General features: G+C 59.6%; 19 protein-coding genes. 12 read left to right on the forward strand and 7 right to left on the reverse strand.

The window, feature by feature from the left end; all coding sequences use genetic code 11:
* Positions 1-23: 23 nt before the first annotated feature.
* From sufB to JH15_RS11190, 6 genes are all read left to right on the forward strand, one after another.
* Positions 24-1,466 carry a Fe-S cluster assembly protein SufB gene (sufB, locus tag JH15_RS11165; protein ID WP_043530207.1) on the forward strand — a complete coding sequence of 481 codons (1,443 nt, stop codon included), beginning with the start codon at positions 24-26 and terminating at the stop codon, positions 1,464-1,466.
* Between the two features lie 191 nt (positions 1,467-1,657).
* Positions 1,658-2,410: a Fe-S cluster assembly ATPase SufC gene (gene sufC / locus JH15_RS11170; protein ID WP_043530209.1), complete on the forward strand. Its 753-nt coding sequence runs from the start codon at positions 1,658-1,660 to the stop codon at positions 2,408-2,410.
* Positions 2,407-3,759 carry a Fe-S cluster assembly protein SufD gene (sufD, locus tag JH15_RS11175; protein ID WP_043530211.1) on the forward strand — a complete coding sequence of 451 codons (1,353 nt, stop codon included), beginning with the start codon at positions 2,407-2,409 and terminating at the stop codon, positions 3,757-3,759. Before sufC ends, sufD begins: the two co-directional genes overlap by 4 nt.
* Positions 3,760-5,001, forward strand: coding sequence for an aminotransferase class V-fold PLP-dependent enzyme (locus JH15_RS11180; RefSeq protein ID WP_043530213.1), 1,242 nt, complete (start codon positions 3,760-3,762; stop codon positions 4,999-5,001).
* Between the two features lie 36 nt (positions 5,002-5,037).
* Positions 5,038-5,610: a putative Fe-S cluster assembly protein SufT gene (sufT, locus tag JH15_RS11185; protein WP_043530215.1), complete on the forward strand. Its 573-nt coding sequence runs from the start codon at positions 5,038-5,040 to the stop codon at positions 5,608-5,610.
* 22 nt (positions 5,611-5,632) lie between these two features.
* Positions 5,633-6,343, forward strand: coding sequence for a SanA/YdcF family protein (locus JH15_RS11190; protein ID WP_043530217.1), 711 nt, complete (start codon positions 5,633-5,635; stop codon positions 6,341-6,343).
* 22 nt (positions 6,344-6,365) lie between these two features.
* Here the strand turns inward: JH15_RS11190 and JH15_RS11195 are convergent, their stop codons facing one another.
* From JH15_RS11195 to JH15_RS11210, 4 genes are all read right to left on the reverse strand, one after another.
* Positions 6,366-6,806 carry a hypothetical protein gene (locus JH15_RS11195; protein ID WP_043530218.1) on the reverse strand — a complete coding sequence of 147 codons (441 nt, stop codon included), beginning with the start codon at positions 6,804-6,806 and terminating at the stop codon, positions 6,366-6,368.
* 110 nt (positions 6,807-6,916) lie between these two features.
* Complete coding sequence (gene rimK, locus JH15_RS11200; protein WP_043530220.1) at positions 6,917-7,825, reverse strand: 30S ribosomal protein S6--L-glutamate ligase; 909 nt, start codon at positions 7,823-7,825, stop codon at positions 6,917-6,919.
* 52 nt (positions 7,826-7,877) lie between these two features.
* Positions 7,878-8,315, reverse strand: coding sequence for an ATP-dependent zinc protease family protein (locus JH15_RS11205; RefSeq protein ID WP_043530222.1), 438 nt, complete (start codon positions 8,313-8,315; stop codon positions 7,878-7,880).
* Between the two features lie 36 nt (positions 8,316-8,351).
* Positions 8,352-9,383, reverse strand: a complete 1,032-nt coding sequence (locus JH15_RS11210) for a DUF3549 family protein (RefSeq protein ID WP_043530224.1) — start codon at positions 9,381-9,383, stop codon at positions 8,352-8,354.
* Positions 9,384-9,675: 292 nt separating this feature from the next.
* Here JH15_RS11210 and JH15_RS11215 point away from each other — a divergent pair, with 292 nt between their 5' ends.
* The 5 genes from JH15_RS11215 to JH15_RS11235 are packed head-to-tail and all read left to right on the forward strand — an operon-like array spanning position 9,676 to position 12,767.
* Positions 9,676-10,422, forward strand: coding sequence for an amino acid ABC transporter substrate-binding protein (locus JH15_RS11215; RefSeq protein ID WP_043530226.1), 747 nt, complete (start codon positions 9,676-9,678; stop codon positions 10,420-10,422).
* Positions 10,423-10,436: 14 nt separating this feature from the next.
* Entirely contained in the window at positions 10,437-11,111 is a 675-nt protein-coding gene (locus JH15_RS11220) for an amino acid ABC transporter permease (RefSeq protein ID WP_043530229.1), read from the forward strand.
* Entirely contained in the window at positions 11,108-11,926 is an 819-nt protein-coding gene (locus JH15_RS11225; protein ID WP_081948993.1) for an amino acid ABC transporter ATP-binding protein, read from the forward strand. The genes JH15_RS11220 and JH15_RS11225 overlap by 4 nt, the downstream gene beginning before the upstream one ends.
* On the forward strand, positions 11,923-12,258 hold the full coding sequence (locus JH15_RS11230; RefSeq protein ID WP_043530231.1) for a YqcC family protein: 336 nt from the start codon (positions 11,923-11,925) through the stop codon (positions 12,256-12,258). The genes JH15_RS11225 and JH15_RS11230 overlap by 4 nt, the downstream gene beginning before the upstream one ends.
* 8 nt (positions 12,259-12,266) lie before the next feature.
* Positions 12,267-12,767: a gamma-glutamylcyclotransferase family protein gene (locus JH15_RS11235; RefSeq protein WP_043530234.1), complete on the forward strand. Its 501-nt coding sequence runs from the start codon at positions 12,267-12,269 to the stop codon at positions 12,765-12,767.
* Positions 12,768-12,846: 79 nt separating this feature from the next.
* Here the strand turns inward: JH15_RS11235 and JH15_RS11240 are convergent, their stop codons facing one another.
* Positions 12,847-13,488, reverse strand: a complete 642-nt coding sequence (locus tag JH15_RS11240; protein WP_043530236.1) for an OmpW/AlkL family protein — start codon at positions 13,486-13,488, stop codon at positions 12,847-12,849.
* A 170-nt stretch (positions 13,489-13,658) separates the two neighbouring features.
* Positions 13,659-14,261: an OmpW/AlkL family protein gene (locus JH15_RS11245; protein WP_043530237.1), complete on the reverse strand. Its 603-nt coding sequence runs from the start codon at positions 14,259-14,261 to the stop codon at positions 13,659-13,661.
* A gap of 274 nt (positions 14,262-14,535) precedes the next feature.
* Between JH15_RS11245 and JH15_RS11250 the strand changes: the two genes are divergently transcribed.
* Entirely contained in the window at positions 14,536-14,838 is a 303-nt protein-coding gene (locus tag JH15_RS11250) for a cyd operon YbgE family protein (RefSeq protein WP_156105293.1), read from the forward strand.
* 47 nt (positions 14,839-14,885) lie between these two features.
* Here JH15_RS11250 and putP read toward each other — a convergent pair whose 3' ends face one another.
* On the reverse strand, positions 14,886-16,361 hold the full coding sequence (putP, locus tag JH15_RS11255; protein ID WP_043530241.1) for a sodium/proline symporter PutP: 1,476 nt from the start codon (positions 16,359-16,361) through the stop codon (positions 14,886-14,888).
* Between the last annotated feature and the right edge of the window lie 31 nt (positions 16,362-16,392).

Raw genomic sequence — 16,392 nt, forward strand, 5'->3', positions numbered from 1 at the left:
AACCGCCCGGGAGGGAGAAACCAATGGCAAGTCAGGAAATGGAGCAGCTTGTCCGTCGCGAATATACGCAGGGCTTCGTGACCGACATCGAAAGCGATACTGTCCCGCCCGGCCTGGATGAAAGCACTATCGCCTTTATCTCGGGTAAGAAGGGCGAGCCCGAGTGGATGCTCGAGTGGCGTCTGGATGCTTATCACCAGTGGCTGAAGATGACACCACCCTCCTGGGCCCATCTCGATTATCCGCCCATCGATTACCAGGCGATCTCCTATTACAGCGCGCCCAAGAAGCCGGAAGATCGGCCGCAAAGCCTCGACGAGGTCGATCCCAAGCTGCTCGAGACCTATGAAAAGCTAGGCATTCCCCTGCATGAGCGGGCCGCGTTGGCGGGGGTGGCGGTCGATGCCGTGTTCGATTCCGTGTCGGTGACGACCACCTTCAAGGACAAGCTTGCAGAAGCGGGTGTCATCTTCTGCTCGATTTCCGAGGCCATTCGCGATTACCCCGAGCTGATCAAGCAGTATCTCGGCAGTGTGGTGCCCAAGGCGGACAACTATTTCGCGGCCCTGAATTCGGCCGTGTTCACCGATGGCTCGTTCGTTTTCGTGCCCGAAGGTGTGACCTGCCCCATGGAGCTGTCCACCTACTTCCGCATCAACGCCGCCAATACCGGGCAGTTCGAGCGCACGTTGATCATTTGCGAGAAGCAGGCTCAGGTCTCTTATCTGGAAGGCTGCACGGCACCGATGCGCGACGAGAACCAGTTGCACGCTGCGGTGGTCGAGCTGGTGGCCCTCGAAGACGCCTATATCAAGTATTCCACCGTGCAGAACTGGTATCCAGGCGATGAAGACGGCAAGGGCGGCATCTATAACTTCGTCACCAAACGGGGCGACTGCCGTGGCGATCGCTCGCGCATCAGCTGGACACAGGTCGAGACCGGGTCAGCCATCACCTGGAAGTATCCTTCTTGCGTACTGCGGGGCAAGGACAGCATCGGTGAGTTCTATTCGGTCGCGGTCACCAATGGACGTCAGCAGGCCGATACCGGCACCAAGATGATTCACATCGGGGAGGGGACTCGCTCCTATATCGTCTCCAAGGGGATCGCGGCCGGGCGCTCCGACCAGTCCTACCGGGGTCTGGTCAAGATCGGGCCGCGGGCCAAGGGAGCACGCAACTTCACCCAGTGCGACTCGTTGCTGATCGGTGATCGCTGCGGTGCGCACACCTTCCCTTATCAGGAGATCGGCAACGCCACGTCCACGCTCGAACACGAGGCGACCACCTCCAAGATCGGTGAGGATCAGCTGTTCTATTGCCAGACCCGGGGCATATCCGAAGAAGACGCCGTTAGCATGATCGTCAATGGCTTTTGCAAGGATGTGTTCCAGGAGTTGCCGATGGAGTTCGCCGTGGAGGCAGAGGCGCTACTCAACGTCACGCTCGAAGGCGCTGTTGGCTAATAGAAACGGCTGCGCGACGCCTGAACGGCGTTATAAGCTGGTTCGAGAATGCTCATTTACCTGAGTAAACTCCGCTTCTCTCTCCAGCTTCTGCCTTGTTCAGGTGCCGCTCGCTCGTTTCTCGCCCTTGGTAGGGTTCAATTTCAGGAGTCGCTGCGGCGGCTCGCCAGAATCGAAAAAGGTACTCGATGATGCTCGAAGTCAAGGATCTGCACGTCACGGTGGAAGGTAGTGAAATCCTCAAGGGCCTTACATTGACTGTCAATCCCGGGGAAGTGCACGCCATCATGGGCCCTAACGGGGCCGGTAAATCGACCCTGTCGGCAGTCATCGCCGGTAAGGACGGTTACGAAGTGACAGGCGGTTCGATCACCTTCGAAGGCAAGGACGTGCTGGAGATGGAGATCGAAGAGCGCGCTCAGGCCGGTTTGTTGCTGGGTTTCCAGTATCCGGTCGAGATCCCTGGGGTCAAGAACATCTACTTGCTCAAGGCTGCGCTGAATGCGCAGCGTACGGCCCGCGGTGAAGAAGAAATACCGGCGCCGGAATTCATGAAGCTGGTGCGCGAAAAGCTCAACTTCATGCAAATGGATCCGAGCTTTCTACAGCGGGCCGTTAACGAAGGTTTCTCGGGCGGGGAGAAAAAGCGCAACGAAATCCTGCAGATGCTGGTACTCCAGCCGAAACTCGCGATGCTCGATGAGATCGATTCAGGGCTGGATATCGACGCCATGAAAGTCGTCGCCAAGGGGATCAACTCCCTGCGCAGCGAGGAGCGGGCGATTTTGCTGGTAACCCACTACCAGCGACTTCTCGATCATATCGAACCGGACGTGGTCCATGTGCTGGTTGACGGCCGTATCGTCAAGAGCGGTGACAAGAATCTGGCACTTGAACTCGAGTCGCGGGGATACGACTGGCTGGTGGAGGGGTCCGCTGCATGAGCGAAGAGCAAACCTTTATCGACGCCTTGAATCGTCGCATGGCAGCACGCGATGCGGCAGAGCCGACTTGGGTGGCAGCTCGCCGCCAGGCGGCCAGTGCTCGCTTCGAGGCCGTGGGCTTTCCTACCCGACGTGACGAAGCATGGAAATATACCGACACCCGGTCCATCGCCCGTGGCACCTTCGTACAGGCAGATAACGCCGAGTTCTCACCGGCCGCGGCCGCCGCACTGACGCTGCCACTCGACGCGATTCGCCTGACATTCGTCGACGGGGTCTTTTCCGCGGCGCTTTCTGACCTCGACGCCTTGCCCGCGGGCGCCACGGTGGAGACATTGTCACAGGCACTCGAGAGCAATCATGAGGCTGTCGGTGCCGTACTCGGCCGCTTGGCAGGCGTCGACTTTTCTCCGTTTGCCGCCCTCAATACCGCCTTTGCCGAGGAGGGCGCTATCATTCGCCTGGCCCCGGGGACGGTAGTCGAGACCCCGATCCTGCTTCAGTTCCTGTCTCGGGAAGGTGATCAGCCGACCATGTGCCATCCGCGGGTGCTGATCGAGGCGGGAGCGCGCAGTGAGGCGACTGTCATCGAGCATTACGTGGGTGAAACTGATGCCAAGAACTTCACCAACGTAATTACCGAAGTGTTGCTCGATCGCGGCGCCATCGTGCAGCACTACAAGCTTCAGGAGGCCCCCGTCGGCGACATGCACATTGCCAGCGTGCATGTTGATCAGGGGCGCGACAGCCGGTTTACCTCGTTCAACCTCAATCTTGGTGGCGCGCTGGTCCGCAACGATATCGTCGCGGACCTCAATGCCGAAGGTGCCGAGACCCAGTATTTCGGGCTGTTTTTTGCTCAGGGGCGTCAGCACGTTGACAACCATACGCTGGTCAACCACAACGCGCCGCGGACCTACTCGCAGGAAAGCTACAAGGGCATCCTCGACGATCGGGCCCGGGGGGTGTTCAACGGCAAGGTCATCGTCAAGCGCGACAGTCAGCAGATCGAGGCGTATCAGAACAATGCCAACCTGCTGCTATCCGATCGTGCCGAGATCGATACCAAGCCGGAACTCGAGATCTATGCCGACGACGTGAAATGTTCACATGGCGCGACCACCGGCCAGCTGGATGAAGAAGCGATCTACGCATTGCGCACGCGCGGCATCGACGAGCAGACGGCACGCGGGCTGCTGACATTGGCCTTTGCCGGTGAAGTCATGGAGCAGGTCAAGCATGACGCCATTGCCCAGCGCGTCGAGCTTGCCGTGGCTGGTAAACTTCCTGAGCGATTCAACCTGGCCGGATTGGTGGAAGCGGCCGTCGCGCTTGGCGAGGAGGGCTAGATGAGTGCATTCAGCGACCTGACGCTCGATGTGGTCAAGGTGCGTGCGGATTTTCCGATCCTTGAGCGCAAGGTGCATGGTAAGCCGCTGATCTACCTGGACAATGCTGCAACCAGCCAGACCCCGCGTCAGGTCATCGACGTCTTTGCGGATTATTATGAGCGCTACAACGCCAACATCCACCGGGGGCTGCATACGCTCTCGGATGAGGCGACGGCGGCTTACGAAGCCGTACGCGAAACGGTGGCTCGCTTCCTGAACGCCAACAAGCGCCACGAGATCATCTTCACCCGGGGTACGACCGAGGCCATCAACCTGGTGGCCAACACCTGGGGACGTGCCAACCTGAAGGCCGGGGATGAGATCATTTTATCGATGCTCGAGCACCACTCGAATATCGTGCCGTGGCAGCTTCTGGCCCAGCAGTTGGGCTTGATCATCAAGGTTATCCCTGTCGATGAACATGGTGCGCTCGACATGGCCGCGTACCGTGAACTCATCAGTGAGCGGACACGTCTGGTAGCGGTCAACCATGTTTCGAACGCCTTCGGCACGATCAATCCGATCCGCGACATGGCGGCGATTGCGCATGATCATGGAGCGCTTATCTTAGTCGATGGCGCCCAGGCGGCGCCGCACGAGCCGATAGACGTTCAGGCGTTGGGCGTGGACTTCTACGCCTTTTCAGGACACAAGGTCTACGGGCCCACGGGGGCCGGGGCGCTGTATGGCCGCGCTGAGCTGCTCGAGGCGATGCCTCCCTGGCAGGGTGGCGGTGAGATGATCAAGACCGTTGGCTTCGATGGCGGCACCTCCTTCGCCGACATACCTCACCGTTTCGAGGCTGGCACACCTGCTATTGCCGAAGTGATCGCCATGGGCAAGGCGCTGGATTGGGTCTCCAATATCGGCATCGGACTCATCGGCAGTTGGGAGCAGCGCTTGCTGGCACATGCCAATGACCGTCTGCGCACCATCGACGGCCTGCGTATCCTGGGTACGGCACCGAAAAAAGCCGGCGTCATTTCCTTTGTTGTCGATGGCGCTCATTCTCAGGATATCGGCCTGTTGATCGATCAGCTAGGGGTGGCGATCCGCACCGGACACCACTGCGCGCAGCCGCTCTTGAAGCATTTTGGTGTCGATGCCACCTGCCGAGCGTCGTTTGGGGCCTATAACACGCCCGAAGAGATCGATATCTTCGCGGATGCCCTCGAGCGAGTCATAGGTATGGTGCGGTGACACGGGTTCATTGAATCGCGTTGGGGGAAAGAGCCGATGGCTGCACTGGAGCAGATGAAAAGCCTTTACAAGGGGCAGGAGATGCCCCTGCAACGGGACGTGGAGGCCATCTCCATCCCGTTCGGCAAGACCGTGACCCTGACCGAGGACAGCGTGGTATCGATCATGCAGGCCAAGGGAAGCTCGGTAAGTGTCGCCTACGAGGGTCGCTTGTTTCTGATCGAAGGGGCTAATCTCGATGCCCTGGGCCTGGAGTCGGTGCCCCGCCCCACGCTGCATGAAGACGCCAGTGATGAGGAACTGGAGCAGTTCGTCTGGGACCAGCTGCGTACCTGTTTCGACCCCGAGATTCCGGTAAATATCGTCGATCTGGGGCTGGTGTATGGATGTCGCATCGAGCGCCTGTTGACGGGCGAGCGTATCGTCACGGTACGCATGACCCTCACGGCGCCGGGTTGCGGCATGGGCGAAGTGATTGCCGCCGATGCTCGTAACAAGATTCTGGGCGCTCCGCAGATCTCTCGAGTCCATGTGGAAACCGTGTTCGATCCTCCGTGGAGTCGTGAGATGATGTCCGAAGAGGCCAAGCTGGAACTGGGCATGTTCTAGCCGGTCGAGACGAGGATTGCGGATGCGGCTAAGGCTGCTGACATGGGTCAAGGCGTTCGTGATGTCGCTGGGAGTCGTTGTGCTCTTGGCGACATTGCTATTTATTGCCGCCAATTTATGGATCATCTCGCGGACGTACTCACGTATCGAGCACGATATCGAGCAATGCACCAGCGCTCCTGTCGGGATCGTCTTCGGCACATCCCATTGGAGTCGTGGTGGGGTACGCAATCCGCATTTCGAGGCACGCATGAGCGCGGCGGCCGAACTCATTGCATCACGCCAGGTCGCGCACTTGCTCTTATCCGGTGATAACCGCACCCGGTACTATAATGAGCCGATCACCATGTGGCGGGACCTGCGAGGGCGTCAGGTGCGCGACGATGACATGACGCTCGACTATGCCGGTTTCAGCACGTTCGACACTCTAGTGCGTTCCCGTGAGATCTTCCGCGTATCGAATGTACTCCTGATCACTCAGGCTTGGCATCTTCCCCGTGCACTGATTATTGCCGATGCGCTGGGACTGGACGCTGAAGGATGCGCAGTGCCTTCCCGCCATGTCTCGGGGGTCTGGCGTCTTCAAGTGCGGGAGTGGATTGCTCGCGTGGCGACACTGGGGGACCTGTACCTATGGGAGCGTCAGCCCTACTTCCTTGGACCCGAAGAGCCGCTATTGATCGCTCCCGAGCGAAAGCCACCGCGCTACGAGACACCCGAAGGCATCGACTAGCTCGGCCATAATAAAAACGGGGTCAGCGGCGTCGCTTCTGCAGCTTATAAAGCTCACGTATCAACGATCTGCAGCCTTTCCAGCAGCGTTCAACCGCGGGCTCGATCGGGTCAGGCAGGGGATGGGTATATAGCGTGGCCAAAGCCTGCATCAATACGCGCTCCTGTTCGAGCAATTCGTTGATCAGTACTTGGCTATCGTTGCCGACGAAGCTCTTGAGGCGGCTCCACAACCACAGGTAGTCGTCGCGTTCGACATCGGCATCGCGGGGGAGCAGGTGGAGGTGCTTCTTGGCCAGCTCCTGCAACTCATGCATGGATTCGCTGCGCGCTTCATAGTGCGGCTTCAAGGCTTCACGCAGAGAAGGGCGCAGGCGTTCGAGATTGTCCTGAAAATAATCGAGACTGTCGGCCAGCGCTTCCAGGACGCTGTCCATCGCCACCTGGCGATTATCAAGAAACATGAGCGGTCACCTCCTCCGGTGACGCTGATTGTGCGGGGGAGAACACTGTTTTGCTACCCCCGCAAGCAATTAATTTATAGATTCTCCGGTTTCGGCCGCTTTTCGACGAATTAACCGTTGGGTTTGGGCGGCGCCTTGCGTGGAGTCACGGCATTTTTCTCGATGTGGTCGATGATCAATCCCGCGATGTCCTTGCCGGTGGAGGTCTCGATGCCTTGTAGCCCCGGCGAGGAATTGACCTCCATGATCACCGGGCCGTGGTTGGAGCGCAGCAGGTCGACACCCGCCACACGCAACCCCATGGCCTTGGCCGCTCTGATTGCCGTAGAGCGCTCCTCCGGCGTGATGCGAATGACGCTGGCGCTTCCCCCACGGTGGAGATTGGAGCGAAACTCCCCCTCGGCGGCCTGGCGCTTCATGGAGGCGACCACCTTGTCACCGATCACGAAGCAGCGGATATCGGCGCCCTTGGCCTCCTTGATGTATTCCTGAACCATGATGTTGGCTTTCATGCCCATGAAAGCCTGGATCACACTCTCGGCGGCCTGGTTGGTTTCCGCCAGCACCACGCCGATGCCTTGCGTACCCTCGAGCAGCTTGATGACCAGTGGCGCGCCCTTGACCATGGTGATCAGATCGGGAATATCGTCCGGCGAGTGGGCAAAGCCGGTAATGGGCAGCCCCAAGCCCTTACGCGAAAGTAGCTGAAGCGAACGCAGCTTGTCCCGCGAGCGGGTGATCGCTACCGAGTCGTTGAGGACGTAGGTGCGCATCATTTCAAACTGACGCAACACGGCACAGCCATAGAACGTCACAGACGAACCGATCCGCGGTATGACCGCATCGAACGGCTCCAGCTCAGCGCCTTTGTAGTGGATCGAGGGCCGGTGCGAGGCAATGTTCATATAACAGCGCAGCGTATCCACGACACGAATGGTATGCCCACGGGCTTCCGCAGCTTCGATCAGGCGCCGGGTAGAGTACAGGTTGCGGTTACGCGAAAGCAGGGCGATATGCATGTGATTCTCCGTTTCGAAGCGAAAGCGGCTAGAAGATGTCAGGCGGTTCAGCTCAGGGCTCGCCGTGCAGGAAAGCGGTGCCGGGTGCCACCAGCAGGCGGCGCATGGCACGTCGGCCGAGCAGCATCGGATGCCGCATGTCCCGTCGATCAGTCAAGGTGAGTTCTACCGGGAATTCCAGTTCGCCGAGCTGCATCGGGGTGCGTATGACATAGCGCCACTCGCTGTGCCCGTTGGAGCTCGTCACCCGGCGACGGTCATGTAAGTGCAATTTCATGGGATGACCCGGGCTGTGCGGGCCGCCACTGCGCGTCAGGAAGCTGACCCACATGTGGCCATCCTCCTCGAAGGACTCGATCTCCTCGGCATGCAGGGCGGAGGTCCTGGCGCCGGTATCGATCTTGCAGCACAGCGACAGGTGCAACTCGGGTAGCGTAACCATTTCCCGGCGTCCGACGATGGCTTTGGCCTGATAGGGAAGTGCTTTCATGCGTTGCCCTTCTGGTGATTCACGGTACAGGATGCATCAAGCCTGATGCAGGGCTGCCAGACGTTGACCGATGGCCGAATCCGCCGGTGCCTCGCGCAAGCTCATGAGCACGGGGAGGCGCAGACGCGGAATCAAGGCGAGATCGCGCACGAGGGCCAGGAAATCTGCTCCGGGATGCTCGGCGAGGCGCTGGAGAAAGCGGGGCAGGCGCTCGGCATCTTCCAGATGCTCCCAGCCGCGTGCCGCCATCGCCGCCAGCAGATCCGGCCCGCTGGCATGGGTGTCCGCGAGCAGCGCATCGTACCACTTCAGCGTCGTGTCGCTGACGCTGGTCCCTACAGCACGGACGCAGGCGCAAAGGGTCTCGACATCGCCATGTTGCGCTGCCGCCTCGCCGCGGGCACGTAAGGCGATGACCAGCGACTCGTCGAGAGGCTCATGTTCAAGACAGTAGCATAGTGTACGCACCACATCCGACGGCAGCGCGTCCAGGCGATCGGCAAGCTGACGGGACTGTTCGGTGTCCTGACGAATGACGTAATCGGCCATGCCTTGTAGCCCCAGCGCTTGCCAATGGGCTTCATCCTGCTGTCCCTGAAGGTAAGCTTCCACCAGTTCGAGATGCTGGCTTGCGGGGCGATCAAAGGCACGCGTTGCCCTGGCGTGCAGCATCGCGCGAAAGGGCAGGCTGGGCTCAAAGCTGAGTGGATTCCCTTCCATCAGGTTTTCCGCTGCGCCGTCCTCGGCTTGGTTCTGACGTTCGACTATGCGGCCCAAGGTTTCGAGCAGTCGCTGTACGAACGCATCGCGAGGCGCAGGCATCAGATGGCCTTGTTCGTCTAGCGGCATGGCCAGGAACCAGATGATCGGTTCCGGACTGTCCCCCAGCGTGAAAACGCATGCCATGCGGGCCTGCGACCGCCAGGGTTGCGGCCAAGGCAGCGTACCGTTCTCGAAGGCCGCCAATGTATCCAGCCCGAAGGGCGTGACTCGGCGCCCCATATGGAACAGGCGAAGCTGCGCGCCACTGCGCAGGAAAAAATCGTGAACGGTGTGGATCGGCTGCATATCGTCATTCCGGCGTTGAACCGCGCACTGTACCGCGGGGCCGGCTACCTTGTCAGTAGCGGGCAAGGCCGCCTGATCGAACTGGTCAGTTTTTGATCGATTCTCTGAAGCTGACGTCCCGTCACGCGGTGCGTGTGTTTTCCACGGGTTATCCACAGCCTCGCTCAGGGTTTCTGTGAATCCGTGGATAGCAGCGGGGCTTCGTCGTTCTCTCTGCGGCTTTCACCCGATTAATCAATAGCCTACTATGCGATCTTTTTGATCGCAGCGACAGATGACTCAGGAGATCACTATGCTACGTACCATTGCGCTTGCCCTGGCCCTGGCAGGACTGGGGACAGCCCAGGCACAAGAAACCCCCTTGAGGGTCGGCATGTCGGGAGGATACTTCCCCTTCACTTTCGTCAAACAGGACGAGTTGCAGGGCTTCGAAGTGGATGTGATGGAGGCCGTTGGCAAGACTCTGGATATCGAAGTGACATTCGTAACCGCCAATTTCTCCGGCCTGTTCGGTATGTTGGGGTCCGGCCGCATCGATACCATTGCCAACCAGATCACCATCACCGAAGCGCGTCAGCAACAATATGCCTTCACCGAGCCCTACGTTTATGACGGGGCTCAGGTGGTGGTCAGGCAGGGCAATGAATCGATCGAGGGGGTCGAGGATCTGCGAGGCAAGTCGGTGGCCGTCAACCTGGGCTCCAATTACGAGCAGCTGTTACGTGAGCTTCCCTACGCCGACGAAATCGATATCCGGACCTACGAGAGCAATATCGAGCAGGACACGGCCCTGGGCCGGGTGGACGCCTTCGTGATGGATCGTGTCAGTGCCAGCCAGGTGATCCAGGAGACGCCGTTGCCGCTTGCCCTCGCGGGCCAACCGTTCTCCGAGATTCGCAATGCGCTGCCGTTCCGTGATACCGAGGAAGGCCGGGAACTGCGTGATCGTGTCGACAATGCCCTGGAAACGCTGCGTGAAGACGGCACCCTGACGAGTATTTCCGAGCGCTGGTTCGGCACCGATATCACGCGTCCCTAAGGCAGGAGATCCCCATGCGAGAGCTAGATTTCGGGTATATGCTCGAGCTGTTCCCGATCCTGCTCAGATACCTGCCGTTGACACTGGAAATGGCCGGGGCCGGTATGGTGCTTGCCCTGGTACTGGCCTGTCTGCTGGCGGTCATCCGTGTGCTCAAGCTGCCTGGCCTCAATGCCCTGACCCTGCTGTTCATCTCGTTCTTCCGGGGAACACCGCTGTTGGTCCAGCTATTCCTGTTCTATTACGGGTTGCCCCAGCTACTGGCCTTTCTCACCCAGATCAATGGCGTCACGGCAACGATCATGGGGCTGACCCTGCACTTCTCGGCCTACATGGCCGAATCCATACGGGCGGCCATCGTCGGGGTCGACCGCAGTCAGACAGAGGCTGCGCTCTCGATCGGCATGACCAATGCTCAGCTGATGCGCCGTATCGTGCTGCCTCAGGCCACTCGTATCGCCGTGCCAACGTTGATGAATTACTTCATCGATATGATCAAGGCGACGTCGCTGGCCTTTACCCTGGGCGTCACCGAGCTGATGGGCGCCACGCAGAAGGAAGCGGCAGGCAGCTTCCTTTATTTTGAAGCGTTCATCACAGTGGCCATTCTTTACTGGGGGATTGTCGAGCTGCTGGCATGGGCTCAGCGACGACTCGAATCACGGCTCGGGGAGGCCTACCGGAGATGATCGAGCTTGAAGGATTGATCAAGCGGTTTGGCGATACCACGGTGCTCGACGGCATCGATCTGGAAATTCAGGAGGGCGAGATCATCGTCGTCATCGGTCCATCGGGAACCGGCAAGTCGACGCTTCTGCGCTGCATGAATTTTCTCGAGCGCCCCGATGCCGGTCGCTTGCGAATTGGGGATCTGGATCTCGACGTGACGCGCGCACGCAAGGCCGAAATTCTCGCACTCCGGCGCCGCACCGCATTCGTATTCCAGAATTATGCCTTGTTCGCCAACAAGACGGCTCTGGAGAACATTGCCGAAGGTTTGATCGTCGTCAATCGCTGGCCGCGTGCCAAGGCGCATTCCCGCGCCCACGAGATTCTCGAGCGGATCGGCCTGGCTGAAAAGGCCAACGCCTATCCGGCTTCCCTCTCGGGTGGGCAGCAACAACGCATTGGTATCGGGCGCGCCATGGCCGCTCAGGCCGACGTGATCCTGTTCGATGAACCCACCTCGTCCCTCGATCCCGAGTGGGTCGAGGAAGTGCTCGGCCTGATGAAACAGTTGGCGCGAGAGCGTCAGACCATGCTGGTGGTCACGCATGAAATGGGCTTCGCGCGCGATGTTGCCGATCGTGTGATCTTCATGGATGGCGGGCGTATCGTCGAGCAGGATGTGCCTTCGCGGCTTTTCACCCAACCGCGTGACGAACGAACGCGTGACTTCCTTCGCAAGGTTCTCGCCAATCAGGCAGCCAGCCTGGGGCCCGAGGGTAGCCATTCGCGAGGAGAGCCGGATAATGGCCAGGATTCGATAAAGGAGACCCCATGAGCGTACACCAGGAACTCGACGAGGCTCTTCGCCGCCTCGAGGCCACCATGAAGGCCTCCAATCTCTGGCAAATGTCCCAGCCTTCAGCCGAGGCCTTTGACAGCCAGCAACCCTTTTGTGTGGATACCATGGCATTGCCGCAGTGGCTGCGGTTCGTATTCATCGCTCGTCTCGATGCCCTGGTCGAGGCACGTGGTCCGCTACCCACAAGCTGTGACGTCGCGCCCGCTGCGGACATGTACCTCAAGCAGTCCGATGCGCGTCCGAGCGAGCGCCTGCTCCTCGTCAAGGCGATCGAGGAAGTCGATCGTGTCATTACCGAAAACGAGTAGTTCCCTGCATGGCGTATTATTTTGCCTATGGCAGCAACATGAACCCGGCGCGGGTCGCAGCCCGAATCGGTGCCACACGGGCTGTCCTGGCAGGGCGGCTCGATAACCACGAATTGCGTTTCGACAAGGCCTCAAGCGTACCGGGCATTGCTCATGCCAATGTCGCAGCAAGATCGGGCATTCACGTCGAAGGGGCGCTCTACGAGCTTGAATCTCCCGATCAAATCCAGCTCATGGATCCCTTCGAGGGGGTTCCTCACCACTATTTTCGCCAGCAGCACCCCATTCTTACCGAACGGGGCGTCATCGAGGCCTGGGTCTATATTGCGCACCCCGGTCAGACCCGGGCGGCACTCAGGCCGGCCCGCGAATACCTGGAGCATCTTCTGGCCGGCAAGGCGTTCCTCTCCGATGAGTACTACACGCGCTTGGCAGCGGTTGACGCTGTGGAGGGTTTGGAGGACACCCTTTTGACGATGCTTGGCCTGTCACGCCACTCCCCCCGCTAGCCCCCGCACAACGACGTCGCCCGCCGGGAGGCGGGCGACATTTCAGCGATTATCGGGGACCCGCGGATCGGGGTGTCGTCTAGAAGCGATAGCTGATACCACCCATGACCACGATCGGATCGATGTTCACAGTGCCCAGATCGTTACCACCGAGGCTGGCGTCGGTGTCGATATCCAGATACCAGGCCGCGGCATTGAGTGCCCAGTTGTCATTGATCAGCAGATCCACACCGATTAGGCCGGCGGCTCCCCAGGAACTGTCGAGCTCCAGCTCAGCTCCGTCAATCCCGATCTCTTCATCCGAGAAACGCGTGTAGTTGATACCGGCCCCGAGGTAGGGCTGTACGCGCGCATCGGTGCCGCCCAGGGGATAATATTGCAGGGTCAGCGTCGGCGGCAGGTGCTTGGTGGAAGCATTGATGTCTGTGCCGGCTGCATCTAGGTCTATCTCGTGCTCGAAGGGCAGGGCGGCGAGCAGTTCGACGCCCAGCTTGTCATGGAAACGATAGCCCAGGGTAAATGCCAGCCCGAGCTCATTCTTCACATCGACATCGATAGTGCCGTCAGCCAGGGAGCCGTTGCTATCCTTCGGCGCAACCTTGGCGATACCTACGCGGGTATAGATATCGCCAGCGCCATAGGCGAAGGCCTGATTCACGGTGACTAGACCGCCGGCAATGACCCCAGCGACCAGCAGGGCGGAAAAGGAAGACTTCTTCATAGGGCGACTCCTTGTGAGAGGACACGCTGAGCGTGCGTCGAAACTACGAGGAGTCTAATGGTCTTGTCGGGGGCGCTTATTGACCCAGCGCAAGACAGATCGAGGTGTCACACGAAAAACGCCGGGCAATGGCCCGGCGTTATCTTTCTCCGTAGCTAACGGCGAGTGGATCAGAAGTGCAGCGTGACGCCACCGCCAACAGTCACCGGATCGACGTCGGCACGGCCGATCGTGCTGCCACTTTCGCGGATGTCCGAATCGACATCGGCGTAGTTGGCGAAGCCATTGAGAGATACGTTCTTGGTGATGGCCAAGTCAATGCCGACTTGCCCGGCAGCACCGTAGGACTTCTGTAGGTCGACACCACTCGGTTCGCCTGAAAAGCGCGTGTAGTTCAGGCCGGCACCTACATAGGGCTGCACTTTAGAGTTGAGCCCACCGAGGGGATAGTAGTTGACCATCAGGTTGACCGGCTGACGATCGAAGCCGAAGCTGTCGCTGCCCATGGCTAGATTGTGGCCGATCTTCTCGGAGCTGTTGAGCTCCACGCCGATCTTGTCGTGGACCAGATAGCCTACACCGAAGGTGAAGCCGTTCTCGTCGCTGACATCGATTTGCTCGCCACCGGCGCGACCATTGTCGCCCTCAGGATTGGATTGGGCGAAGCCGCCCCGGGCGAAGAAGTCACCGGCACCGTAGGCCATGGCCGCCTGGCTGGCGACAAGACTGGTTCCCACGATGACTGCAGCTGATACCCACTTAGTCTTGCTCATTGGTTCCTCCTTGAGGCCGGTAAATCCGGCGCGCCAATTAATTGGACAACATCATTATAGGAAACAGTGTTTCCTTAGTCTCGTTACGAAATGTAATGAATGCTGAGGATATAGTAAGCGCAGTGCAGCGCGATTCTTCTTTATAAGGTGCGACTCAAGTCTAATGCCGTTGGGGTTTGAGATGTATAGCCTTTGTCTAAATCAAGGCTGGGCGTGGCGGGGACAGTCTGGCTACGCTTGAGGAACTGAAGCCATCGTATAAGGAAATCCTGTGGTGACACGTCTTCTGTATCGCTTGCCTTGGTCGCCCATGCTGGCGATGGTGCTCTCTGCGACGATGGCCGTAGGGTTGTTATGGTGGCCTGATCTGCTCACCCAGCTTTCGATGCCGATGCGCTTCCCGTTGATTCTCTTGGGGGTATGGGCGCTGGGGGCCGGTTTCACCCAAGGCATGGGGCTCGAACCCCGCGCAAGCTGGCTGCGATGGCTCGTCTCGGAACCGCTCAGTTGGGGGTTGCTTGTAAGCTTCGCGCTGGTCCTCGTCTGGCGTGCGCTGGTCCTTTTCCACGGGGCATAAAAAACGGGGCCGCCTATGGCGACCCCGTGGTTTGCACGCTTTGCGAATCAACGCTTGAGGGCATCGAACTCGGCGGTGATCTCATCGCTCGGCTCGCCTGTAGCCAGGCTGGCAACGACGATGGCGATATAAGCGAATATCACGCCCGGAACGATTTCGTAGAGATCGAACAGGCCACCGGAAATCTCCGCCCATACGACGACGGTGACACCGCCGACGACGATACCGGCCAGGGCACCCCACTGATTCATGCGGCGCCAGAAAAGCGACATGATCAGCGCGGGGCCGAACGCGGCTCCGAAACCTGCCCAGGCGTAGGAGACCAGGTCGAGTACCGTTGTGTCCGGATTCAGGGCGAGGAGGTAGGCAATCACGGCGATAGCCACCACGGCAAAGCGACCCACCCAGACCAACTCACTCTGTGATGCTTCCTTGCGTAGCAACGCCTTGTAGAAGTCATCCGTCAGCGCTGACGAGGAGACCAGCAACTGCGAGTCGGCTGTCGACATGATCGCTGCCAGGATGGCAGCCAACAGGATGCCCGCGATGACCGGATGGAAGATCAGGTTGACCATGACCATGAACACCGTCTCGCCATCACCCAGCTCACGAGAAACGAAGCCAACGCCCAGCAGGCCTACGGCCACCGCACAGAACAAGGTCAGCCCCGACCAGATGACGGCGATGCGACGTGCAGCCGGGATATCGTTCTCGCTACGGATACCGGCGAAACGCGCCAGGATATGCGGCTGACCGAAGTAACCCAGACCCCAGGCCAGGGAGCTGATGATTCCTACGGCCGTCAGGGCATCGCCGGTTGAGGCGTCACGGAACCAGGACAGCATGTACTCGCTTTCGGCGGCCAGGGCTGCACCTGCGCCACTGGCACCGCCAAGGTCCATGAACGCGATGATCGGGACGATAGCCAGGGCGGCGGCCATCATCAGGCCCTGGATCAAGTCGGTCCAGGAGACCGCCAGGAACCCGCCGATAAACGTATAGACGATAATGGTCAGGGTCCCCACGGTGACCGCAATGCGGTAGTCGAGACCGAAGACCGTCTCGAAAAGACGGCCACCTGCCACCAGCCCGGAACTGGTATAGAACAGGAAGAAGACCAGAATGAAAATGGCCGAAATGATCCGTAGCAGGTGAGTCCTGTCGCGGAAGCGGTTGGCAAAGAACTCGGGCAGTGTCAGCGAATCGCTGGCCTGGAAGCTATAGATGCGAAGCCGGCGGGCGACGATCAGCCAGTTGAGCCAGGTACCGATCAACAGGCCGACGGCGATCCAACTGGCAGAAATGCCGCTGACATAGGCGGCGCCCGGCAGACCCAGCAGTAGCCAGCCCGACATATCGGAGGCACCGGCGGAGATCGCCGATGTCCATGGGCCGAGCGAGCGCCCGCCAAGAATGTAATCGGAGAGGTTGGTAGTGCGCTTGTAGGCAATGATACCGATGCCGAGCATTACTATGAGGTAGACGGCGAACGTCAAGCCGATGAGGAGGTTGTTTTGGACCATAAGATCTGTCCCACGTAAGGGTAAGTTTGTT

The organism is Litchfieldella xinjiangensis (assembly GCF_000759345.1).
GTDB classification, from domain to species: domain Bacteria; phylum Pseudomonadota; class Gammaproteobacteria; order Pseudomonadales; family Halomonadaceae; genus Litchfieldella_A; species Litchfieldella_A xinjiangensis.